We start from the raw sequence: 22,612 nt of genomic DNA, 5'->3' as shown, positions 1-22,612 counted from the left end.
TTCTTTCATTATTCGCAATATACGAACTCAATCTTTGTCCTGTTTAGTAGATATTATTTAACTAAATGAGAAAACACTCGCCTTCGCGAGTGTTTTAGCCGTCATTATTTCATATCTGCAAGCCAGTTGGCTACATTTTCGGCTTCTTTCCCTTCAAGTAGGTTGCCTGGCATTTGACCTTTACCGTTTTTTATTGTTGATAGAATGGCATCTTTAGGCAGGCGAGCACCAATATCTGATATATTAGGGCCAACCTTTCCCTCAAGATTCTCACCGTGGCAGCTCAAGCATTGCGATTCGTATGAAGCCCTTGCAGCCTCAGCATCATAATCTCCGGCCGAATCGCCGTTTTCTTCTGAAGCTTTCTCATCAGTTCCTTGATTGTCTGTCCCCTCATTGCCGCCAGTACCACAGGCGGCGAGTCCAATAATTAGAAACAGGGTAAGTACAACCGTTATCCATTTTTTCAATACGATCACCTCAATTTTCAAGTTAATTAAGGTTACTATAACCAGATTACTCTTTCTTAAAACCTTCTCCGAGCACTTCTGTTGCATTCGAAACAATTACAAAAGCGGAAGGGTCAACACCTTTCACGAGTTCCTTCAATTTTGTCACTTCATTTTGGGCAACAACAACCATTAAAATAGGGCGCTTATCGTTTGTGTAGCCCCCCTGTCCAGAGATCTTTGTCACTCCTCGATCGACGACCGTTAAAATCCCTTCCCTGAGCTCTTCTTCTTTATCAGAAATGATAAGAGCCATCTTAGAATAGCCGAGTCCAAGCTGAACAACGTCAATGGTTTTACCAGTTAAATACATTGCAATTAGGGCATATAGAGCTTCTTCAAGACTGAATACGAATGCCGATGCTACTACAATCAGTCCATCAATCATAAAGACACATGTTCCTAGTGATATGCCGCTATATTTGTTGACAATTTGAGCAGCTAGATCCGTTCCACCTGTAGAAGCTTTTCCTCTAAATACGATTCCAAGACCAAGACCAACGCCAAGACCACCAAACAGTGCGCCAAGAAGGGGATCAGTTGTAGCAGGCTCCACGTTCTCTGTCAATTTAACCACAAATGGGAGAAATAACGTCCCTACAAGCGTTTTAGGTCCATATTTTTTCCCAAGAAAAATAAGTCCGCTAATAAAAAGTGGAATGTTAAACGCCCATTGCACGTAGGCTGGCTTCCAGTCGAATACACCTTTTGTAATGGTACTTATCCCACTTACCCCTCCAGAAGCAATGCTATTTGGAAGAAGAAAGAGGTTAAAAGCAATAGCCACAAAGGCAGATCCAATAATAACGCTTATGTATTCCAGAACTTTGTGTGATGGTGATACTTTTCTTGCTGTAAACTTCGCTACAGTTGCTATCATAATATCATTCACTCACTTCTATGAAATTCATCGTTGCCGAATATTCAGCAAAATTCTCCAGTAGTATATCACTGGGCATATAGAGTGTAAACCGCATTGTAGCAGCGCGTTATCATACTGAAGTGTTCAGAATCCAAAGTTACTACAACTATAATTCGATAAGGATAACGGGTGCTTTTGTGATCTTCATAGCTTTTCCTGTAGCGTCCAATTTATTAACCCTCTTGACCTTAACCAACCACAAAAAACCTCCTGCTTTAGCAGGAGGGATACGGATTATTCATTATGATCATTTAAACGCGAACGTAGAAAAGCATCAATAAATGGATCAAGGTCACCATCCATGACAGATTGGGTATTCCCAACCTCCATATTCGTACGATGGTCTTTTACCATACTATATGGATGGAACACGTACGAGCGAATCTGGCTTCCCCAGCCAATTTCCTTCTGTTCACCGCGAATTTCAGCAAGCTCTGCTTCCTGTTCTTCAATTCGGCGCTGATAAAGTTTAGCCTTCAACATTTTCATCGCATGATCACGGTTTTTAATTTGAGAGCGCTCTGACTGACAGCTAACAACTACCTTTGTTGGCAGGTGAGTAATACGTACTGCTGAATCGGTAGTGTTGACGTGCTGACCACCCGCACCACTTGCACGATACGTATCAATTTTCAGGTCTTCAGTTCGAATTTCGATCTCAATCTCATCATTGAATTCTGGCATGACTTCGCAAGAAACAAATGACGTATGACGACGACCACTTGAATCGAATGGCGAGATACGTACAAGGCGATGCACACCTTTTTCAGCCTTCAGGTATCCGTAAGCATTATGACCTTTTATATTCAGTGTTACGCTCTTAACACCAGCTTCGTCACCGGGTAGGTAATCAAGTGTTTCAACTTTAAAACCTTTTTTCTCACCGTAGCGCGTATACATCCGAAGCAGCATGGAAGCCCAGTCCTGGGATTCCGTGCCTCCTGCACCTGGATGTAATTCTAAAATCGCGTTGTTTTTATCATGCTCTTCACTTAATAACAGCGTTAATTCAAAGTTATTAAGTGACTTTTTTAACTCTTTAATTTCACTTTCAAGATCTTCAAAAAGCTCTTGATCGTTTTCTTCTTTGACAAGTTCATAAGAAACTTCGAGATTTTCGTAGCTGTCTTTAAGTGAGTCATATTCATTAACCATTTCTTTCAGACTGTTTGATTCATTAATAACAGTCTGGGCTGCATTCTGATCGTTCCAAAAATCAGGATCGGTCATCAGGATGTCGAGTTCATCTATTCGAGCTTTCTTGTTTTCGAGGTCAAAGAGACCCCCTAAAATCATTTAATCGTGTTTCAATCGTATTTAATTCCGTCCGAATTTCATGCATTTCCATTGCATACACCTCAACTTCATTAGTTTACATAGAACAGGCAGGTGTCCATAGATGAACACCTGCCCGGCATTATTGAACTTTGCCGTGACAATTTTTATATTTTAAGCCGCTTCCACATGGACACGGATCATTCCGACCAACATCCATTTTCTTTTTAACCGGTTTTGGCTTTGAGCTTGCTTCTTCTTTAGGGTTTACTGCTTTACCTTCAGCAACCTTCTCACGCTTCAGATTGCTTTCAATTTGAGCTTTCATAATGTATGTGGCCACTTCTTCTTCAATTTCTGCGACCATATCTTCAAACATTTCGTACCCTTCAAATTGATATTCACGGAGAGGATCATTTTGTCCATATGCACGAAGGTGAATACCCTGTCGAAGCTGGTCCATTGCATCGATGTGATCCATCCATTTACGGTCCACGCTTCGAAGGAGAATTACTTTCTCAAACTCACGCATGCGCTCAGGTTCGAAAGAAGCTTCTTTCTCATCGTAATTCACTTTCATTTTCTCAATGAGAAGCACAACAATTTCTTCTTTATCGAGACCTTTGATGTCTTTAACCGTCAATTGACCTTCTTGTAAGAAGATGCCCTTCGCATGATCAATAATCGCTTGATGATCCCATTCTTCCTGGATGTCTTCGTCCCCCGTATGGGCATCGACAATTCTATTGATGACTGACTTCAGCATCGATTCAACAATTTCACGCAGGTTATCTGATTCAAGCACTTCAGCACGCTGTGCATAGATGATTTCACGTTGTTGTCTCATGACATCATCATATTGTAAAAGCTGCTTACGAGCATCATAGTTATTGCCTTCTACTCGTTTTTGCGCAGACTCAACTGCTCTTGAAACTAACTTCGATTCAATCGGCTGATCTTCTTCCATACCAAGGCGGTTCATCATGTTCATCATGTTGTCTGAACCGAATCTTCTCATCAGTTCATCTTCCATAGAGATATAGAATCTCGACTCACCCGGATCACCCTGACGACCAGAACGACCACGCAACTGATTATCAATTCGTCTACTTTCATGGCGTTCAGTACCTAGAATAAAGAGTCCGCCACTTTCAACAACACCATCGCCAAGTTTAATATCTGTACCACGACCGGCCATGTTTGTTGCGATTGTAACCGCTCCTTTTTGACCAGCTGATTCAATAATCTCAGCTTCTCGCGCATGGTTCTTCGCATTTAGAATATTATGCGGAATGCCACGTTTCTTCAAAAATTGAGAGATCAGTTCAGAGGTTTCTACCGCAACTGTACCTACAAGTATGGGTTGTCCCTTTTTATGACGCTCTTCAATTTCTCTAGCCAACGCCTGGAACTTACCACTTGTTGATTTATAAACAAGATCCGGATAATCCGTACGAGCAATCGGTCTGTTTGTAGGAATAGCAATAACGTTCATATTATAAATGTTACGGAATTCCTCTTCTTCCGTTTTAGCCGTACCGGTCATACCCGATAGCTTTTCGTACATTCTAAAATAGTTCTGGAACGTAATTGTTGCAAGCGTCATACTTTCACGCTGAATAACAAGACCTTCCTTTGCTTCAATCGCCTGGTGAAGACCATCGCTATAGCGGCGACCCGCCATTAAACGCCCTGTAAATGAGTCAACGATGACCACTTCATCTTCTTGCACTACATAATCCATATCAAGTTGCATAATGAAATTCGCTTTCATTGCCTGATTAATATGGTGGTTAAGCTGAACGTTCTTGTAGTCAAATAAATTTTCAATAGCGAAGAAGCGTTCCGCCTTCGTAATTCCGTCTTCAGTCATCTGAACATTCTTCGTCTTAATGTCGACGTTATAATCCTCTTCTTCCTTCAGGGTTCGAACAAACTGGTTGGCCTGAATGTAAAGGTTTGTAGACTTTTCAGCACTTCCAGAAATGATAAGTGGCGTTCTGGCTTCATCAATCAAAACAGAATCGACTTCATCTATAATCGAATAATGAAGAGGTCGTTGTACCATTTCTTCCTTATAAAGCACCATATTGTCTCGTAAATAATCGAAACCAAATTCATTGTTTGTTCCGTACGTAATATCTGCTGCATATGCCTCCGTTTTTTCTTCTTTCGAAAGCCCGCTAATGTTCAAACCAACTGTTAAACCAAGAAATTGGTAGAGCTCGCCCATTTCTTCTGCGTCACGACGTGCGAGATATTCGTTTACGGTGATGACGTGAACTCCTTTGCCAGTTAGAGCATTAAGGTATACAGGCATGGTTGCACTTAATGTTTTACCTTCACCGGTCTTCATTTCTGCGATGTTACCTTCGTGAAGAGCAATTGCTCCCATAATTTGCACCGGGAACGGACGCATACCGAGGACACGTTCTGATGCCTCACGAGCTGTTGCGTAAACTTCCGGAAGTAACTTATCCAGCTTCTCTCCTTTTTCAATACGTTCTTTATATTCAGTAGATTTGTTTTGTAGCTCTTCATCGGATAACTTCTTCATTGTATCTGAGTAAGCCTCAACCTGGTCTGCCATTTTCTGCAAACGGCTTACTTGACGCTCATTGCCATTCGGAATTATTTTACGTAATAAACCTTTCATAGAAACGCTCCTCTTTTGTTGTCAGTAGAGTGCTATCATATTTCAACATATACTTATTCATTTTATCCCACCCTTAAGGCTGAGTAAAATCCCACCTTAAAAATCAAGGTAGTCCACGTTTTGCAGTGGGATTAACTGCCCTAAAGGTTTGATTAATTCAAACTAACTATACTATGTAGTCATTTTAACAATTACTAGCTAGAGGCACAAGAAAGTTAGAAAACTTAACAGATAGCGTGCACTTTAGAAGTGAAAGTCTTCTCGCTCGTTTATTCCCCATTATTAAAGGGCATTTCTAGCATATTAAAAGGGGCAAGGGATGTCCCCCCTGCCCCATATCACATTAATTTATTAATCCTGTTCAATCAATCCGTATTTACCATCTTTTCGACGATAAACAACGCCTGTGTTTCCAGATACGGAATTCGAGAAAACGAAAAAGCTGTGGCCAAGCATGTCCATTTGAAGAATAGCTTCTTCTACGTCCATCGGCTTGAAAGTAAAGCGTTTTGTCTTTACAACCTGTAACTCGTCTTCATCAACTTCAGCTTCAGCAACGCTTGTGGTTGTTGGACTAAGTTCATCGCGGAACATATATTTAACGCTACCTTCCTGACGGAATTTGCGGTTCACTTTCGTTTTATGCTTTCGAATTTGTCGTTCTAGCTTTTCAACAACTAAATCAATTGCTGCATACATATCTTGATGCTCTTCTTCAGCTCTTAATAGAAGGTTTGGCATTGGAATTGTTACTTCGATCATTTGCTGATCGTTGTATACCTTCATATTTACATGAACATCAGAATTAGGTGGAGTATCGAAATACCTTTCAAGTTTACTTACCTTCTTCTCAGTATATTCTCGCATTGCAGGTGTAACTTTAATGTTTTCACCACGGATGTTGAAATTCATCATGTGGCACTCCTCCTTCCATGCTATAACTATATTATTCTTTATACCCTTCCCGTTACCCTCTATAAACTTTAAAAAATCATAATTTATTTTACGTTTAATTCACAAATCACCTTCTTTTACGACAAAAAAATACATTTTTTATAGGTATTACCTTTTATTGAACGATTGTAATAATTAAAGTGCAGTTTTTGGTGGCGATTCAAACTAAAAGATCCTGACTCAAAATAAAAAGCCCCCATAAATGGGAGCTTCAGAGTTGGATTTAAATTAGGATACTTTTTCTACGTTAGCGGCCTGTGGTCCGCGCGCGCCATCAACAATTTCAAATTCAACAGTCTGGCCTTCTTCTAGAGACTTGAATCCTTCACCGCTGATTGCAGAAAAGTGAACGAATACGTCGTCCCCATCTTCTCTCTCAATAAATCCGAAACCTTTTTCATTGTTAAACCATTTTACTTTTCCCTGCATCTTGTTCAACATTCCCTTCGAAAATCTTCATGGCATTGCCATGTCATTACTATAAAACGGTTTCAAGGGACTGTCAAAGGGATATTTTTGTTGATTTAACTCGAATGAAGGCGTTTTCCTAAAAAGTTTTCGACACGGTGTTTAACCACGACAAAGAGTTAACGAATAAACTTCTGCAGCACCAGCATTCTTTAAGGCTAACGCAGCGTAATATAAAGTCGTTCCAGTCGTATACAAATCATCGATTAGGAGAATTTTTTGATTACTAATAAACGTCTTGGAACTTACATAGAACATGTCTTCATCACGGTTAATGCGCTCTTCTCTAGACTTTTTGCTTTATTTTTCTTCATGTTTAATCCTATGAAAGTCCCCCTGCTCATACCCAAAACCCTCAATCCAGACGGAGCATTGATTAAACCCTCTCTCGTAAAGCCGCTCCTCGCTTAGTGGTATCGGAATCACACGGTCTACATGGTGATATGATCGTGCAATTTCTTTGTTAAACATATGTGAAAATACTCTTCCAGCCTCTACATCTCCCCGAAATTTATAAAGCGCAAATACCCCTTTCATAAAAGCATTAAATTCATAGAAAGAGCGATTCTGAATAAGGACGGCTCCCTTCCCTTTTTTTATCCATCGTAAGCAGTCGGAACAATGACGATCTTCAATATAGTTTTCATCCAACTTCTCTAACGGACGATCGCACTTCAAGCAGATTGGACCTGAAATTAGAGTAAGCTTTTCCCGACATGGATTACATGCTGTATGACTTTTTTCTATTTGAAGTATATTCCTCCATTAAGTCGTTCGCCCTAACTCTCCCCTACACCAAACACAGATTAGACTTTGAGCCATTCACGTTCACCTGCCTCGTCATTCATACGCTCAATTTGTCGAACAGCCGCTACCATTGCATTGGTTTTTCCATAATGAAAGAACGTGACATCTCCATCCGGAAATTCAGCACTTCTTCCCGCCCTCCCTGCAATTTGTACTAAAGCATTTTCTGTATATACATGATCTTCAGCTCCTACTACTCCGACAGAAACGTTCTCAATCGGAACCCCTCTTTCCAATATCGTTGTAGTAAGAAGAATGGGTATCTCTTTTCTTCTAAAACGAAGAACCTTATCAGCACGATCTGGATCCTCAGAATGAACCGCCTCGCATTGGATATCTACTGCCTCCAACAAAGCTTTCGCGCTTTCTAACGTAGTGATCGAAGGCATAAAAAGCAGCACTGGCTTTTCTGCAGATATTTGCTTATTTATCCATTCAACAATGGGTTTGGCCATTTGTCTTTTATTCATTTTCTTTCTCCAGTTTCCAATCCATGTGAATGAAGGCATAGGAAGTGGAAAACCATTAAATCTAGCTGGAATTCTGACTACACTAAGGCTCTGCTGATCGATACGTTTCAGGAAAAATTGGGAAGGAGTTGCGGTTAGATAGATGAGAGAACTCGCTCGTTTTCTCGATTTATTCACAGCATATTGAAGCGCAGGATCGAAGGTATAAGGAAAAGCATCTACTTCATCGATAATCATCACGTCAAAGTATTGTTTGTAGCGTAATAATTGATGGGTTGTAGAAACTATAAACCTGGAAGAAGACGAGGTACTTCCGGAATAAAGGGCGGATATGGGAGTTACCGGAAAAACTTTTTCCAAACGGGGAACAAGTTCACGAACTACATCTGTACGTGGTGTGGCAATGCAGATCGTTTGATTACAGGAAAGAGCTTCTTCCAATCCACGAAACAGCACTTCTGTTTTCCCGCTTCCACATACAGCCCAAACTAACAGTTCGTTATTCTGTTTGATGGTAGTAGCAACTGCATTTGATGCTTCTATTTGTCCTGCTGACAAAGTTCCGTTCCACTCTAGAAGTGGAGAGGAGTTAACTGGATGAAATGAAGTTGGAGCATGATAAAGGGCTGAACACGAACTAACGCGTCCCATCATAATACAGTGCCTGCAGTAGTGACAGTTATATTCACCGCACCGCGAACAAGAATAGCTTGAAAACAAATGATTATTCCCACATCTCCTGCAGGTTAGATTGCCATCCATGTTCTGGATCCCCGCTTCAAGTTGAATATGCCCATTCAAGTAGTGATCGTGAAGAGTTTGCAGTGAAAATGGAATTTCCTCTAATAGAAGATGTCTACCAATAAGGTGGTTAATAAGAGTGGAGGTTGGTTGGAAAGAGGTATTAACCACTTGCGCTGGAATCGAAGAGAAATGACTGATTGGATAATAGCGTAACGTATTAGGTTCAGAGAGTGATTCAGGAACAAGTACATGCTGACCATTTATTAAACAGGAAGCAAACCTCATCGATCTGCTTCCAATTCAACGTTACTCATGGGCGATACCAGCCAAGTCCAAGGGCACCCTCACCAAGATGAGTTGCAATCACTGGACCAAAATAACTTAAAATAACTTCAACATTGGGATACTTTTTCTCCAGATCTTCCTTTAAAGCTTCAGCTTCTTCTTTATTGGTAGCATAAATGACCGTTGCTTTAATAGGAACGTCATGCTTTGCTGCCTCATCAAATAATGAAAGAATTTTAGTCAGTGCCTTTTTTCTTGTTCTAATCTTTTCATAAGGTACGATTTTCTTGTCCTCAAATGTTAAAACCGGTTTGATTTGAAGAAGGTTTCCTACCACGAGCTGTGCGGCATTTATACGTCCTCCCCTGTGAAGGTTACTTAAATCATTAACAAGGAAATAAGCATTTGTTCCCTGGCTTTTAATATCATGAAGTCTTTCTAGTATTCGCTCTCCGCTGTAACCTTCAAGTGCCATACGGGCAGCCTCAATGACATAAAAGCCCTGCATCATACAACTAATTTCAGAATCAAATACATGGACATTTGCTTCTTCTACCATCGATCCTGCGGAATAAGCCGATTGATACGTCCCACTAACGCCACTTGATAACGTAATTGTGATGATCTCATCGTGCGATTTCGATAGCTTCTCAAAAGCCTCAATAAAACTTCCAATTGAAGGCTGCGATGTTTTTGGCAGTTCATCCTCCTGCTTAATTTTCTCAAAAAAGTCATCTGCTTTTATTTCTTTTTCTTCCAGGTACGTTTCATTTCCAAAAATGACGCTAAGGGGAATCATGGTAATGTCATATTCATTCAGCATTTCTTCAGGTATATACGCGGTACTATCTGTTACAATAGCAACTGTTTTCATTTAAACGCCTCTTTTCAATCTATTAAATGCCGATTTTTATCTTCATAGCTTAATTTAATGATAGAGCATTTTAATGATTGTGCCAACTGAAGCTTATATTATTTTTCACAAATTTTGTCAACTACTTTCCCCATATTTTTTAATATAAATGTCGTAATATAAAGCTTTTAGTAATTTAGACAGGTAATCTGTTACATGATTGTAATGTTATATTCATCCCATTGTTATCTCAATCATGTAAACTAGCAATCGTGATAGAGAAATAAATGTTTAAACTTATAAATCAGGGGGAATTATATTATGTTTAAGAAAGTCGTGATCACTACTACACTCGCAGGTACTCTTTTACTAGCACCAAACGTCAGTGAAGCAGCACTAGGTGACCGTACGCTTTACAATGGCATGAGTCACTCTGACGTAACTGAACTTCAAAACACACTCGACAACAAAGGATATTTTGACTACCATACAGCAACAGGATATTTTGGCAACATTACTGAAGACGGAGTTCGTGATTTTCAACGCAGCGCAGGACTAAGCGTTGATGGCGTTGTAGGACCTAAAACAGTTGGCGCACTTAAAGGGGCTGCCGTTTCAAAATCAAGCAGTAATACAAGTACATACAGCGGAACACTTCGTTATGGTGACCGCGGACAAAGTGTTTCTAATCTTCAAAGTCAACTTAAATCAAAAGGATACTATAGCTACTCTGTTGATGGCATTTACGGCTCAATTACAAAACAGGCAGTTCGTAACTTCCAGAGTGCAAACGGTTTGAGTGTTGATGGTATTGCTGGATCAAATACATTTGCAGCACTATCTGGTGCATCTGTAAACACTTCTTCATCTTCTTCACAGGTGAAAAGTGCATCTACATCTAACTCATCTGTTGTTTCTATTGCGAAGCAATATATCGGAGTTCCATATGTTTGGGCAGGAACAACACCATCTGGATTTGACTGCAGCGGCTATCTACAATACGTATTCAACAAAGCAGGCGTTTCAATCCCGCGTACTGTAGCTAGCATCTGGAATGCAACAGATAGCGTATCTTCACCATCTGTTGGCGATCTTGTTTTCTTTGAAACATACAAGTCTGGTCCTTCACACGCCGGTATCTATCTTGGTAACGGGAAGTTCATTCACACTTCTTCTTCTTACGGAGTTACAATCAGTGATATGGATAACTCTTACTGGGCACCTCGTTACCTTGGTGCTAAGCGCGCATAATGATCCAAAAAGAACCTCCAACCAGGAGGTTCTTTTTTTTGCCCTTTTGTTTCGAGCTCAAAAAAAATAAAGGTGCGTATCAGCGCACCTTTACCCAACCTTTTTTAATGGCTTCAACCACCGCCTGGGTTCTGTCATTCACATTCATTTTCTGAAGAATATTCGATACGTGGTTTTTAACTGTCTTTTCACTAATAAACAGATCTTCACCGATTGAACGGTTACTCTTTCCATCTGTAAGGAGCTGAAGAACTTCACATTCCCGTCGCGTTAAAATATGAAGGGGCTTGCGATATTCAACCTCTTTGTACCCGATCTGCGCAGTAGGTCTCTTGCCTTCAGTAGCAAGTCTACGGTATTCATTAACAAGGTTGTGTGTGACCTTCGGATGAATATAAGCGCCACCTGAAGCCACAACTTTTACCGCCTCGACAAGCGAGTTAGCATCCATTTCTTTAAGGAGATAACCAGCAGCACCAGTTTTGACTGCGTGAGTAACATAAGTCTCATCATCATGAATCGATAAAATAATAACCTTTGTTTCAGGAATCTGCTCTATGAGTTGTCTTGTTGCTTCAACCCCATTCACGTGTGGCATGTTGATGTCCATTAAGACAACATCCGGCTTGTGATCTTCTACAAGACGAAGTGCTTCGTCTCCATCATCACCTTCAGCAATCACTTCGAAATCATCTTCCATATCTAAAATTCGTTTTACCCCTTCGCGAAACAAGCGATGGTCATCTATTATAATAATTTTAGTTTGGGTTTTTGCAGCATACATCGTTTACACGCCCTCCTGTTCAAGTATCGGGATTCTAATTAATATATATGTACCCTTGTTCGGCGTAGATTGAACATCAATCGTACCATTTAATAAGCCTACTCGTTCTTTCATTCCGATTAAGCCAAATGACTGATCTTTTCGTACGTTAACGTCAAAACCGATTCCATTATCTTGAATGACTACCACAATCTTATCACCATCTAGATTCAGGTCAACATTTATTTCACTTGCTTCTGAATGCTTCAATGCATTTTGGATAGCTTCCTGCACTAAACGGAAAATGGCTGCTTCTAAGCGAACATGTAGTCTTCCGATTCCTTCGTAATAATCGAAGTAAATATCTGCATCTGATCGATCATCAACTTTGTTTAAATATTTCATTAAGGTTGGGATTAATCCGAGATCATCAAGTGCCATAGGCCGCAGATCATAAATTAGTCTCCTTACTTCTTTCAGCGCATCTTCAATTAACGCTCGCATATCCTTTATTTCTTTAAACGCTTCGTCTTTTCCCTTTTTCTCATAAATTCGTTCAATTAGCTGTGACCTTAAAAGAACATTTGCAAGAACCTGGGCTGGCCCGTCGTGAATTTCCCGCGAAAGTCGTTTTCTTTCTTCTTCCTGTGCTTCTATAATTCGAAGTCCATACTCTTGTTTTCTTTTAGCATCTTCAATGACCTCACCATATAGCCTTAGCTCTCCGCCAAGATAGCTAAGAACAGTGGAAATTTGACTCATAAATGCCTCTGCTTTCTCTGACGTATTTTGAAGAGAGAACAGTCGCTGCTCTAGATGGGAAATCTCATCTTTTAACCGGGATTCTTTCTCCATACTAACAGAAAGCCTTATTTGAGCATCTGCGGCCTTTTCATATGCTTTTCTGATTACTGGCTCACCATAGTTATGAAAGTTCTTACTGATCTTCACTAGCTCTGCACGAGCTACCCGATCATCGAGTATGTGATCCTGTCTTAGATTCTGAAGAGATTCTAGCTCTTCTTTCAATATTTGAAGGTGCTGATTAATCTCCTGGCATTCTTCATGAGAATGCTCACCAATTTCGAACAATTTTGATTTACTCGTATTAATACTCTCCATTGTTCTGTCTAGAATGACATCTAATTCTTTTGGATCCAGCTTCTTAAAATCCAAGCTAACTCCTCCATTCCTTCAAGGGACGGACGACAGGAAAAGATAGTCCAAAAGTACTTCTTTTACAAAATTCGTATCTGACCGTCTGTTTATGTCTTGAGGATTTATATTTGATGGATTATTTTAAGACACTTATAATTAAGAAGGAAACAAAACGCCTTACTACACTCTTTTAATAAAAAACCTGTAATTATGTATTATTCGATAATAAGAAACAAATCCCTTTCATTCTTAGCAATGTTAGAGGAATCGATGGAGGTAAACGATGCTTACTTCGTATTATACGGTCAAAGGTGACGGAAAAAATGAAATAGTCATACAAAGATCACGTTTTATAGCTCATGTAAAAAGAACAACAACAGAAGAAGAAGCTCAGGAATTCATCCAATCGATCAAAATAGCGAACCATAGTGCTACACATAATTGTTCAGCCTACTTAATTGGAGAGCAAGACCTGATCCAAAAAGCAAATGATGATGGCGAGCCTTCTGGTACAGCAGGGGTACCAATGCTTGAAGTATTAAAGAAACGTCGCTTAAAGGATACTACCGTCGTAGTTACCCGTTATTTTGGAGGGATTAAACTTGGTGCAGGTGGCTTAATACGCGCTTATGGCCAATCCGTATCTGAAGGTCTCACCGCCACAGGCATTGTTGAACGTAGGCTAATGACCAAAATAAGCACGAAAATTGATTATACTTTGTTAGGTAAAGTCGAAAATGAAATTCGGTCGTCGAATTATATATTGGATCATATCGAATATATAGATCAAGTGCTTATTGTAACGATGGTGGAAACTGGACTTGAAGAACAATTCATTGATTGGATGACCAACCTCACCAGTGGACAGGCAACCATTCACCAGGAGGAACAATTGTATAAAGAATACGATGTCTAAAATGATTATATGTTGTCAAAAGCGGGTACTGGTAATTAAATTCACTTGGTTTTTCAACATGAAAGCGCACGAATCGGGAAACCTAGAATGGACAGAAGAAATTTCAGTTAAATCATCATAAGAAACTTCTTGCAATAGCCTTCTATTTTGATATGATATGAAAGGAATGAACTACTATTCCTCAGTTAGAGGGGGATTTCATTGTATTCGTTAACGTTAACTGAATATATTATAGCGTTTATGATCTCCATAAGCGTGGCAATAATCGCTACACCAATTGTTAAATTCCTATCGCTTAAATTCAAAATTGCTGATAAACCGAACCAGCGTAAGGTTCACAAAGGCCTTATGCCTTCAGCAGGCGGTCTTGCTATTTTTGCAGGTACTGTTGCAGGTTTTTTATACCTTACACCATACTCACCGTACATGACAGAAATTATTATTGCCGGACTTCTTATTATCATTCTTGGCGTGTTTGATGATAAATATGCTGTTTCGCCTAAAGTAAAGCTACTCGGGCAAATTGCTGCAGCGATTATCGTTGCTTCTTCAGGTCTCCAGGTAGAATTTGTATCTTTTCCTTTTGTCGGAAGAATTGAATTTGGCTTTATGAGTTTTATCATCACAGTCCTCTGGATTGTTGGAGTAACGAATTCCATCAATTTAATTGATGGACTTGATGGACTTGCAGCTGGCGTTTCAACAATCGCTCTTGGTTCTATTCTAACGATGGCTGTGCTTGATCATCAGCTTGTTGTTATATCACTTGCTGTCATACTCATTGGTAGTACCCTTGGGTTTTTAATTTTCAACTTCCATCCGGCCAGCATTTTTATGGGTGACACAGGAGCACTTTTTTTAGGATTTGCCATATCAGTCATTTCAATGCTGGGACTATTTAAAAGTGTAACGGTATTCAGTCTTATTATTCCAGTGATCATTCTTGCAGTTCCTATATTTGATACTTTCTTTGCCATTATAAGAAGACTTATGAGGAAGCAAAAAATATCCACACCCGATAAATTTCATATTCATCATTGTCTACTAGCGATTGGTTTTACACATCAATCTACGGTGATTATCATTTATCTACTGAGCTTTTTCTTTGGAATAACAGCCATTCTTTTCTCAGCTTCTACTCTCTGGGGATCGTTATTCTTACTCATACTGCTTCTCATTGTGATACAATTTACTGCAGAACTCATAGGACTAATTGGAAATCAACGAAAGCCACTTATTAATACACTCAAAAAGATCCTGGTCTTCACCAGTACTATGAAACGATAAAGTGAAACTTCCATCAGAGATTGAACTACTCTGATCTTAATAAAAAAGCATCCGCTGCTGCGGATGCTTTTTTGTATCTTATCTATTCTCCTGATTGGTCAGTGAGAATGGAACTTAATTTCTGACTTAGATTTGAAACACTTTCTTCATTTGGAATGAAATAATACACACCGTCAATGGTCTGGTCTACTCCATTAAGTGAGAGACTCTCAAGCTTAGAGGAACTAACATCAGAATACTTTTTCTGAAGAGCGAATAATTCGGTTGGCTTCAGGTTGGTTTCAATGTTATTGCCTATATGCTGAGCAATGTCATCCAGCTTCATTAACCCTTTAGCACTGGATACTTCATCCATTGCGGCTTTAATAACTTGCTTCTGACGATCACTTCTACCGAAGTCGCCACGTGGGTCACTTTTACGCATTCTAGCGTATGCAAGGGCTTCTGTCCCATCAAGCCTCATCTCACCTTCTGTAAACTCTGCTCTTCCTCCAGGTACGTCTGTGTGAGCAGTGAAATCAAACGGTACATCAACCGTGATGCCGCCAATCTCATCTATAACATCTTTAAAACCATCAAAGTTAACTTTCACATAATAATCAATCGGTATGTTCAAAAAGTTTTCTACTGTATCAATGGTCATGTCTGTACCGCCATATGCATGAGCATGAGTAATCTTATCTTTAAAACCTTTTCCAATGATGTCAACTCGAGAATCCCTCGGTATACTGAGTAACTTTATTTCCTTTGTATCTGGATCTACAGTAGCTACCATTAATGTATCCGTACGACCATTTTCGCCACCGGTCGAATAGTCTTCGACACCCATGATTAAGATGGAAATCGGATCTTTTGTAACTGCCACTTCCGCATCCCTTAATTCTGATTTATCTCCTCTGGACAGCTCTTGATATGACCCTGATGCTGCGTCATAAGCATTATACGCAAGATAGGCTCCATATCCGACCAGGATCAGAACAATTAAGAGGATAAAAGTGAAAAATCTACGAAAAAAACTCTTCTTTCGCCTTCTTTTAATTCTTGATTGCTTTTTCATTTTCTTCCCCGCTTCTTTCAAGCTTCTTATTTATTTACCGTTGTAGCAAGCTACGGTAAAATCCAAGCAGTTTTTTTTCTTCACATGACCAATTATACTTGTTTTCAAAGGCTTTTCTAGCGTTCTTACCAAGTTCCCTTGTTTCTTCAGGAATACTTAATAGTTGTGTAATTTTTGCGGCAATGTCTTTGGGGTCTTCCGGATTAATAACCATTCCACCATTGCTATCAGTAATAACTCTTGCGTAATGTGGAAAATCAGAGGCAATAATAGCATTGTTAGCTGCCATGTATTCAAATAACTTATTGGGCAAAGCCACAAGATGATTAGGATAAGGTAAATAAGGCAATATGCCAATGGCTGATTGATCTACATAAGAGGAGATTTGTTCGTAGGGTACCCTGCTTATAAAGGATACATTCTCTCCAATTCCTTTTTGAGCGATCTGATTGTGTACTTCTTGCTCAAAAGCCTCGGACTCAAAGCTTCCAAGAAAAAGAAGTCTTGCGTTTGGCTTTTCCTTCAGTGCTAGACTGAAGCCTTCAACAAGCTCAAGTACACCTCTGATTTTTGTTATTCCACCTAAATAAATAAGTTGATTGGGGTCTTTTTCCCTTTTTCTTGCGGGAAACATTTCCTTAAGTGGATAGTTTTCAATTTTACAACCATTGTAGCGTCCATAACGCTTTCCAATTTCATCAGTTGTATAAATAACACCACTTATTTTCAGGAGTGCCAATTTTTCCACGCAAATGTATGCCATTTTCATTGGAATTTTAATGGCGGATGGAATATAGTCTCTTCCCATAATCGTATTAGGATAATGTTCATGAATGTCGTAAATAACAGGTTTTTTCAGAAACGTTTCGATCATAAAGCCAACGATCATTAACTCTGGATCATGGAAATGGTAAATATCGGCGTTCGTTTTTTTGGCTAAATTATACATACGATAAATCACCATAATTCGTTGCTTAATACTAGTAGGCCGCTTAAAAGTAATAAGAGGAATATCATTTGACTCCATCACTTCAGGCTCTGGAGCGATTAATACAACATCATAGCCTGCTCGTTTTAAGCTTTTGCACTGCTTATGATAAATACGTCCATCAAATGGAGAGTGAATTGATGTGATAACACACACTTTTTTCATTATGACCAACCTTTTGAGCTATGAAGAGTAGCTCGTAATCGTTTCGCTAAGTTTTTGGATAGTTCTTGCCTGTTATACGATAATAGCATCTTACTTCTTACATCTTTTTCGAGCTCATTCATAATCGCAGGATTAGAAGCTGCCTCTACTACGACCTCAGCTAGCGATTCAGGATCCTCTGGTTCGAAGAATAGACCTGCGTTTAAGCTCTTTACAATTTCCTTTGACTCTCCACCAATACCAAGCAGTACTGGTTTATTCATCGCAAGACAATCAAATAACTTTGAAGGAATCGTGATTTCAAATAACGGATGGTTTTTAAGGACAACCAGGCAAAGATCTGCAGCAGCATAGAAGCCATGAAGCTCCTGCTTTGCTCTACTATCAAGTATTAAGACATTCGTCAGTTTTTTTTCTTCTCTGTACGCCTGAAGTCGTACTTTCTCAGCACCTTCACCAATTAAAACAAACGTAATGGACGGATGTTCCAGTAAGTTCTCAGCTGCTTCTAAAACCGTCTTTAAACCCTGAGCAATCCCCATGTTACCCGCATATAAAATAATAAATTGGTTCTCTAATCCATACTGTTCTCGAATCATACTTCCTTCCTCAGGTACGAGAACTCCAGTCTCGTGAGGGTTAACACCATTGGTAATGACATCAATTTTATCTTCTGGAATCCCCTTTTCAATCAGGTACCGTTTATAACCTTGTGTAACGACAATAATATGATCAGCCTTTTTAAACAGAAACCACTCAAGCTTACGAGCAAGCTTTAAAACACGTTTATTATTAATTTGATTCAATACTTCAGCAAAATCCACCCATAAGTCTCTTACTTCAATGACAAATTTCGCGCGTTTTAGTTTACTTACTATATATCCGGATAGCCCCGCAAATAGCTGGGGGGTTGTGGCAAACACAACATCCGGCTTCTTTACGGTTAATCCTGCTATAATAGAAGTCATCATAAATGATAAATAATTCAACATCCGCCTGCGCGAACTTTTCTTTGTATCCTGAACGACAAACGTACGGATCACATTTAAACCAAGATGCTTACTGGTTTGCATGAGTTTTTTGGATGGCACATGATTAGGAAAAGCAGTGGCGACTGTGACATCGCAACCCTCTTCTACTAAATTCATTGACATATCATAGGCACGCGCCTGTGCGGCACCTATTTCCGGGGGGAAATGTTGTGTGATATACAAAACCTTCATAGTGAATCCTTTCCCTAACTAGCAGAATACGACATAAAGTGAAACTTCCATCAGAGGGGGGATTGCTTCATCCCCCTCTGATGGGTGGGATAAAAATACTTCTTTCATTATACTTCCTTACGAATCGATTGAAAAGTGATTACACAAAGCATGTAACTTGTAAAAAATGACATAACTTCACTTGTAGTGCGCTCATTTTGCTAATTCACTAAGAAGGCGATAATATTGAGACACCACACGCTCGATCGTAAATTCACTCACCTTGTGCATACCTTTTCGAATTAGTTCGCTTCGTTCATCAGAATCGTCAAGCACCGTATCGACAATAGCTGCGCATGTATCTAAATCATGAAGCTTGTACAATAAGCGCTCCAGTGCACCTGAATAAATTTCTGGAATTGCTCCGACAGATGGGGCTACTGCAGGACATCCGCACGCCATCGCCTCGATTAAGCTCATTCCAAAAGATTCTCCCCTGGATGTGCTCACCGTACATCCTCCGCTCTGTGCAACCATCGAATAGAGCGTTGGCATTTGTTCATATTCCATCCGATCAATCCAGGTGACATTTATCCCTCGATTTGCAGCTTCATTAAAGAAATGCTTTGTTGCCTTCACAGAGGCTGTTTCTCCACCTATCATCCAGAACACACAATCCTGTCGTTTTGCATTAATTTTCTGAGCAAGATCTAAAAAACCAATCCAGTTTTTATGATCGTTTAATTTCCCTACCCAACAAATAATCTTCTTGTTTGTAATTGGGACAGGATCTTTAGGCGAAAATAAAGACGTATCCAGACAATTAGGAATCACAAATGTTTTATTTTCTGGAGCGTGATAGTCCTCAATAATTCGATTCCTACTATAAGTAGAGGGAACGATATAGCCACTGAATTTAGTCGAATCTGTTTCAACCAAATAACTTAGCTTGTATGAAATGCCATGCACTTCCTGAATAATTGGGATCTCACATTCCTTTTCAATAAGATAATCTGTTACTTCCTTCGTATCAATCGCGATGATAAGATCGATCTTTTGTTTTTCAATATAGTGGAGAATAGCCTCTGGCTGATCCATAACCGTTAACTTCTCATAATCACCGAAGGCAGAACGACCCCCGTGATCTGACAGAAAGATAAAATGTGGATCACTAACAGTTTGTAAAAATCCACGCCTGTTTGCGAGCTGAGTCGTCACCCCGCCTAGCAATAAGTATCGATAGATGTATAGGATTTTCATGTAAGGCCTCCGGTTGGATTGGAAAGAATCTCATCTAACACCTCTGTCCAATTCCTTGGATTTTCAGATGGGATCAACAAACTGGGATCAAGTGGTGCACTCCAGTCTTCTATCTTCAGTAGAGGCATCCCGGTAGTTTGCATTAAATTGATGGGAGCCTTATCCTCTGGATGCTTCACAGGTAATATTCCACCAGTCCATTTCTGGATTCTTTTTGCAACTTCTTCGCGATGAGTATATTCTCTCATAATTAATCGATTCGTTCGAAAAGGTTTTTCTTCTGGTAGATGATGCCCAATTAATTCAACCGTTAAAGCTTCATTAGCTCTTAAAAGCTCTTTAATAGCTTGATAATGAATAGCTTTCGTACTTAAGTCCCCAATAAAACCTAAAATTAGTTTGGTTGACTCAGAAGATTTTGTATACGTCGGAACGCGCTCTTTAACCACCGCAGAAATAGGGAACTTACTACCAGCACCAGCTAGAAAGTTTTCTTTTTTAAGAAGATTTGCTAGAAAGGAATGAACGTCTTCATTCTGTTCGATAACCGCTTCCGGTAAATAGTACACGCTCCATCTATTCCACAGAAATCGACCAATTCGTTTTGCAATCTGGAGGTCCGTCGAAGTGATAAATAAAGCTGGTTGGTTAAATAAGTCAGCAATTTCTCCAAAATCCTTACGATTGATTTGCAATAATTGTGTGGATTCATTTTTAATAGGATGGATCGTTTTATCAACATTATTCGTTACATAGATAACCCTGTAGCCTTTACGTAACAATGCCTCTGTTAAATGGTGTGAAAAGTTAAGGCTATACTTTCTGTAATAGTCGCCATCCCCCATCACAATCGCAATGTCACGTTCTTGAAAAGATTGGAGTATAAGCTCTTTCAGTTCGATTTTTTGGGTGTGTAGCACGGTATCCTGTTTAAGCGGTGTAAGTTCACTCTTCTCTTTTTCAGTTAACTGAATCGTTTCAATCTGCGTGAGATATTTATTGCGAAAATATGGGACAGTCATTTTAAGCTTTTTATCTTTTTCTAGCTGCTCTAATATGCTATCCTTTTTCTGCTTTAGAACCTGTTGCTTTTTCTCTTCTACGAATATTTTTTTCTCCTCTAACCTTTCACTAATCTCTACTACTAGATGCTCGACAATATCTTCTGTCTCTGTTAAATCCACTCCAGAGTTCCTGCCTACCCAGCTAACACAATCATTGTCGAGACGTTTATCAAGCTCCTCAAAATGTGAAAGAAGAGGGATCCAATAGTCTTTCCTTGTTAAAGATTTAGTCAATTCTTGAGTGATAATCAACTTTCCGTTCGGTTTTACCACTCTTCTAAACTCATCAATAGCTTCCTGTGCTGTTAGTTCAAGAAGCTCATCAATTATCACCGTATCAAAATAGTTTGTAGGATATGGGATCGCACCTGATAAATCCCCCGTCCAGAATACAGAACAACAGCTCTCTACAGCAGGATGGTCAATGGTTGTGTACTGTTGGTTTGAGGGAAAGACATTAACCATATCTAGTTCAGGATCTTCATTGATTAAAGCCAGAATAGAAGGCGTTTGACTAACTTGAAGAAGATGAAATCCTGAAGCTCTAGAACCACACCATTTCAATCGAGACACTTGTGTTTGTGGTAGACGAATCGTTCCATTTTCTAAGTGCTTTAACTGATTTTTTAGCATGCCATTCTCCTGTTTGAGCTACACATACAGCTCTATAATTTGATACCATTTATTTCCTATTATGGAATATTCACCTTTATTTGAATTATATATGATGTTGTATATTCTAAAAAGGATATACAGCTAATTTCATAAATAAATCGACTATGCCCTAAATTTAGTAAAAAAAGCTGTCGGATCTTCCGACAGCTTCTATCCTTATTAACCCCAGAAATTCTGAAGGATCTGGTTTTTCTCATTTTCATCTTCGATCAGCCCATCAATATATCTATTTTCGAACGATGTAGACATATTGTTGGAATGAATAACCTGAACGTAGTTTCTCGGCTCTAACAGCTCATGATTTAAACTATGAACGGAAAGATGTCCTTTAACAGGATGACGCTTGCCTTCTAAATATTCAGCCACATTATAGATTAATGTGTAGAATGGAGGCGATTGAATCTTAGCAGTCGCTACTTTATCTGAATATTCATCATAGAAGTACCCGTACTGATTGATAAGCGCTTCAGTACCTTCAGCTGGCTGATGATTCTTCAGAAATTCAAAGTAACCTTTATGATACATATCATCTGAATCAATTCGTGCAAAATACACTTCATCATAGTCCTGGATTTCGCGCTCCAGCGTTTTGTTGTAAGCATTTTTCGGCACAAATTTAATATTCTCTGGAAGCGGATCGTGTTGTTTTAGAGCGTTCAAAACGTGTTCTTCTGAACGTTGGTCGTATTGAAGAATTGTCGTGAAATCTTGATTCGTTTGTGCTTTAAGACTCTTACACGTATATTTCATAAAAATACCCATGCGATGGTCAATCCATTCCTTCGTCAAACGGTTGTCATTTACATCTGTTAACGCCCAGTTATTGAAGGCAATTGGCACTAAAATCTTACGTTTCAACATCATCACTCTCCCAGACAGTTTT

General features: G+C 39.4%; 21 protein-coding genes. 3 read left to right on the top strand and 18 right to left on the bottom strand.

Annotated features, from left to right (window positions below; translation table 11 throughout):
• Positions 1-104: 104 nt before the first annotated feature.
• The 10 genes from ABFG93_RS14790 to ABFG93_RS14745 all read right to left on the bottom strand — a co-directional run bounded on the left by ABFG93_RS14790 (position 105) and on the right by ABFG93_RS14745 (position 9,964).
• Entirely contained in the window at positions 105-470 is a 366-nt protein-coding gene (locus ABFG93_RS14790) for a c-type cytochrome (RefSeq protein WP_347548793.1), read from the bottom strand.
• Positions 471-516: 46 nt separating this feature from the next.
• Positions 517-1,389 carry a YitT family protein gene (locus tag ABFG93_RS14785; RefSeq protein WP_347548792.1) on the bottom strand — a complete coding sequence of 291 codons (873 nt, stop codon included), beginning with the start codon at positions 1,387-1,389 and terminating at the stop codon, positions 517-519.
• Between the two features lie 276 nt (positions 1,390-1,665).
• Positions 1,666-2,779, bottom strand: a protein-coding gene (gene prfB, locus ABFG93_RS14780) for a peptide chain release factor 2 (protein WP_347548791.1) whose coding sequence is annotated in 2 segments (ribosomal slippage) — positions 1,666-2,706 and positions 2,708-2,779 — 1,113 coding nt in all. Because the reading frame shifts where the segments join, the coding sequence is not laid out codon by codon here.
• A gap of 69 nt (positions 2,780-2,848) precedes the next feature.
• Positions 2,849-5,362: a preprotein translocase subunit SecA gene (gene secA, locus ABFG93_RS14775; RefSeq protein WP_347548789.1), complete on the bottom strand. Its 2,514-nt coding sequence runs from the start codon at positions 5,360-5,362 to the stop codon at positions 2,849-2,851.
• 351 nt (positions 5,363-5,713) lie between these two features.
• Positions 5,714-6,274, bottom strand: a complete 561-nt coding sequence (gene hpf / locus ABFG93_RS14770; RefSeq protein ID WP_347552856.1) for a ribosome hibernation-promoting factor, HPF/YfiA family — start codon at positions 6,272-6,274, stop codon at positions 5,714-5,716.
• Positions 6,275-6,544: 270 nt separating this feature from the next.
• Entirely contained in the window at positions 6,545-6,745 is a 201-nt protein-coding gene (locus tag ABFG93_RS14765) for a cold shock domain-containing protein (RefSeq protein ID WP_194218747.1), read from the bottom strand.
• Between the two features lie 141 nt (positions 6,746-6,886).
• Positions 6,887-7,042: a ComF family protein gene (locus ABFG93_RS14760; protein WP_347548788.1), complete on the bottom strand. Its 156-nt coding sequence runs from the start codon at positions 7,040-7,042 to the stop codon at positions 6,887-6,889.
• A 42-nt stretch (positions 7,043-7,084) separates the two neighbouring features.
• The gene (locus tag ABFG93_RS14755) at positions 7,085-7,480 is read right to left on the bottom strand and encodes a ComF family protein (protein ID WP_347552855.1); all 396 of its coding nucleotides are present in this window, start codon (positions 7,478-7,480) and stop codon (positions 7,085-7,087) included.
• A 110-nt stretch (positions 7,481-7,590) separates the two neighbouring features.
• Positions 7,591-9,090: a DEAD/DEAH box helicase gene (locus ABFG93_RS14750; protein WP_347548787.1), complete on the bottom strand. Its 1,500-nt coding sequence runs from the start codon at positions 9,088-9,090 to the stop codon at positions 7,591-7,593.
• 25 nt (positions 9,091-9,115) lie between these two features.
• Positions 9,116-9,964, bottom strand: a complete 849-nt coding sequence (locus ABFG93_RS14745) for a DegV family protein (RefSeq protein ID WP_347548786.1) — start codon at positions 9,962-9,964, stop codon at positions 9,116-9,118.
• Between the two features lie 300 nt (positions 9,965-10,264).
• Between ABFG93_RS14745 and ABFG93_RS14740 the strand changes: the two genes are divergently transcribed.
• On the top strand, positions 10,265-11,194 hold the full coding sequence (locus tag ABFG93_RS14740; RefSeq protein ID WP_347548785.1) for a peptidoglycan-binding protein: 930 nt from the start codon (positions 10,265-10,267) through the stop codon (positions 11,192-11,194).
• Between the two features lie 79 nt (positions 11,195-11,273).
• On the opposite strand, the gene ABFG93_RS14735 is transcribed toward ABFG93_RS14740, so the two are convergent.
• Together ABFG93_RS14735 and ABFG93_RS14730 are read right to left on the bottom strand one after the other, a co-directional pair.
• Positions 11,274-11,978 carry a response regulator transcription factor gene (locus ABFG93_RS14735; RefSeq protein WP_347548784.1) on the bottom strand — a complete coding sequence of 235 codons (705 nt, stop codon included), beginning with the start codon at positions 11,976-11,978 and terminating at the stop codon, positions 11,274-11,276.
• A gap of 3 nt (positions 11,979-11,981) precedes the next feature.
• Positions 11,982-13,133, bottom strand: a complete 1,152-nt coding sequence (locus ABFG93_RS14730) for a sensor histidine kinase (RefSeq protein ID WP_347548783.1) — start codon at positions 13,131-13,133, stop codon at positions 11,982-11,984.
• A 265-nt stretch (positions 13,134-13,398) separates the two neighbouring features.
• Here ABFG93_RS14730 and ABFG93_RS14725 point away from each other — a divergent pair, with 265 nt between their 5' ends.
• Positions 13,399-14,031, top strand: a complete 633-nt coding sequence (locus tag ABFG93_RS14725) for a YigZ family protein (RefSeq protein ID WP_347548782.1) — start codon at positions 13,399-13,401, stop codon at positions 14,029-14,031.
• Positions 14,032-14,232: 201 nt separating this feature from the next.
• A complete protein-coding gene (locus tag ABFG93_RS14720; protein WP_347548781.1) occupies positions 14,233-15,318 on the top strand; it encodes a glycosyltransferase family 4 protein in 1,086 nt (361 codons plus the stop codon).
• An 82-nt stretch (positions 15,319-15,400) separates the two neighbouring features.
• Here the strand turns inward: ABFG93_RS14720 and ABFG93_RS14715 are convergent, their stop codons facing one another.
• The 6 genes from ABFG93_RS14715 to ABFG93_RS14690 form a co-directional block, all read right to left on the bottom strand.
• On the bottom strand, positions 15,401-16,375 hold the full coding sequence (locus ABFG93_RS14715) for an LCP family protein (protein WP_347548780.1): 975 nt from the start codon (positions 16,373-16,375) through the stop codon (positions 15,401-15,403).
• 34 nt (positions 16,376-16,409) lie between these two features.
• Positions 16,410-17,528, bottom strand: a complete 1,119-nt coding sequence (locus tag ABFG93_RS14710; RefSeq protein ID WP_347548779.1) for a glycosyltransferase family 4 protein — start codon at positions 17,526-17,528, stop codon at positions 16,410-16,412.
• A complete protein-coding gene (locus ABFG93_RS14705; RefSeq protein ID WP_347548778.1) occupies positions 17,528-18,751 on the bottom strand; it encodes a glycosyltransferase family 4 protein in 1,224 nt (407 codons plus the stop codon). Before ABFG93_RS14705 ends, ABFG93_RS14710 begins: the two co-directional genes overlap by 1 nt.
• 192 nt (positions 18,752-18,943) lie before the next feature.
• Positions 18,944-19,990 carry a glycosyltransferase family 4 protein gene (locus ABFG93_RS14700; RefSeq protein ID WP_347548777.1) on the bottom strand — a complete coding sequence of 349 codons (1,047 nt, stop codon included), beginning with the start codon at positions 19,988-19,990 and terminating at the stop codon, positions 18,944-18,946.
• On the bottom strand, positions 19,987-21,687 hold the full coding sequence (locus ABFG93_RS14695) for a class I SAM-dependent methyltransferase (protein WP_347548776.1): 1,701 nt from the start codon (positions 21,685-21,687) through the stop codon (positions 19,987-19,989). The genes ABFG93_RS14700 and ABFG93_RS14695 overlap by 4 nt, the downstream gene beginning before the upstream one ends.
• A 201-nt stretch (positions 21,688-21,888) precedes the next feature.
• Positions 21,889-22,593: a glycosyltransferase gene (locus tag ABFG93_RS14690; protein ID WP_347548775.1), complete on the bottom strand. Its 705-nt coding sequence runs from the start codon at positions 22,591-22,593 to the stop codon at positions 21,889-21,891.
• Between the last annotated feature and the right edge of the window lie 19 nt (positions 22,594-22,612).

The organism is Pseudalkalibacillus hwajinpoensis, from assembly GCF_039851965.1.
In the GTDB taxonomy this organism is placed as follows: Bacteria; Bacillota; Bacilli; order Bacillales; family Guptibacillaceae; genus Guptibacillus; species Guptibacillus hwajinpoensis_E.
Note: the sequence above shows the minus strand (reverse complement) of the source record. Positions and strands in the feature narration are given on the sequence as shown.

Excerpts from the sequence above, each read along its gene's own strand:
- ABFG93_RS14785 (WP_347548792.1), bottom strand. The coding sequence starts at position 1,389 with ATGATAGCAACTGTAGCGAAGTTTACAGCAAGAAAAGTATCACCATCA.
- secA (WP_347548789.1), bottom strand. The coding sequence starts at position 5,362 with ATGAAAGGTTTATTACGTAAAATAATTCCGAATGGCAATGAGCGTCAA.
- hpf (WP_347552856.1), bottom strand. The coding sequence starts at position 6,274 with ATGAATTTCAACATCCGTGGTGAAAACATTAAAGTTACACCTGCAATG.
- ABFG93_RS14765 (WP_194218747.1), bottom strand. The coding sequence starts at position 6,745 with ATGCAGGGAAAAGTAAAATGGTTTAACAATGAAAAAGGTTTCGGATTT.
- ABFG93_RS14760 (WP_347548788.1), bottom strand. The coding sequence starts at position 7,042 with ATGTTCTATGTAAGTTCCAAGACGTTTATTAGTAATCAAAAAATTCTC.
- ABFG93_RS14750 (WP_347548787.1), bottom strand. The coding sequence starts at position 9,090 with ATGAGGTTTGCTTCCTGTTTAATAAATGGTCAGCATGTACTTGTTCCT.
- ABFG93_RS14745 (WP_347548786.1), bottom strand. The coding sequence starts at position 9,964 with ATGAAAACAGTTGCTATTGTAACAGATAGTACCGCGTATATACCTGAA.
- ABFG93_RS14740 (WP_347548785.1), top strand. The coding sequence starts at position 10,265 with ATGTTTAAGAAAGTCGTGATCACTACTACACTCGCAGGTACTCTTTTA.
- ABFG93_RS14735 (WP_347548784.1), bottom strand. The coding sequence starts at position 11,978 with ATGTATGCTGCAAAAACCCAAACTAAAATTATTATAATAGATGACCAT.
- ABFG93_RS14725 (WP_347548782.1), top strand. The coding sequence starts at position 13,399 with ATGCTTACTTCGTATTATACGGTCAAAGGTGACGGAAAAAATGAAATA.
- ABFG93_RS14715 (WP_347548780.1), bottom strand. The coding sequence starts at position 16,375 with ATGAAAAAGCAATCAAGAATTAAAAGAAGGCGAAAGAAGAGTTTTTTT.
- ABFG93_RS14710 (WP_347548779.1), bottom strand. The coding sequence starts at position 17,528 with ATGAAAAAAGTGTGTGTTATCACATCAATTCACTCTCCATTTGATGGA.
- ABFG93_RS14705 (WP_347548778.1), bottom strand. The coding sequence starts at position 18,751 with ATGAAGGTTTTGTATATCACACAACATTTCCCCCCGGAAATAGGTGCC.
- ABFG93_RS14700 (WP_347548777.1), bottom strand. The coding sequence starts at position 19,990 with ATGAAAATCCTATACATCTATCGATACTTATTGCTAGGCGGGGTGACG.
- ABFG93_RS14695 (WP_347548776.1), bottom strand. The coding sequence starts at position 21,687 with ATGCTAAAAAATCAGTTAAAGCACTTAGAAAATGGAACGATTCGTCTA.
- ABFG93_RS14690 (WP_347548775.1), bottom strand. The coding sequence starts at position 22,593 with ATGATGTTGAAACGTAAGATTTTAGTGCCAATTGCCTTCAATAACTGG.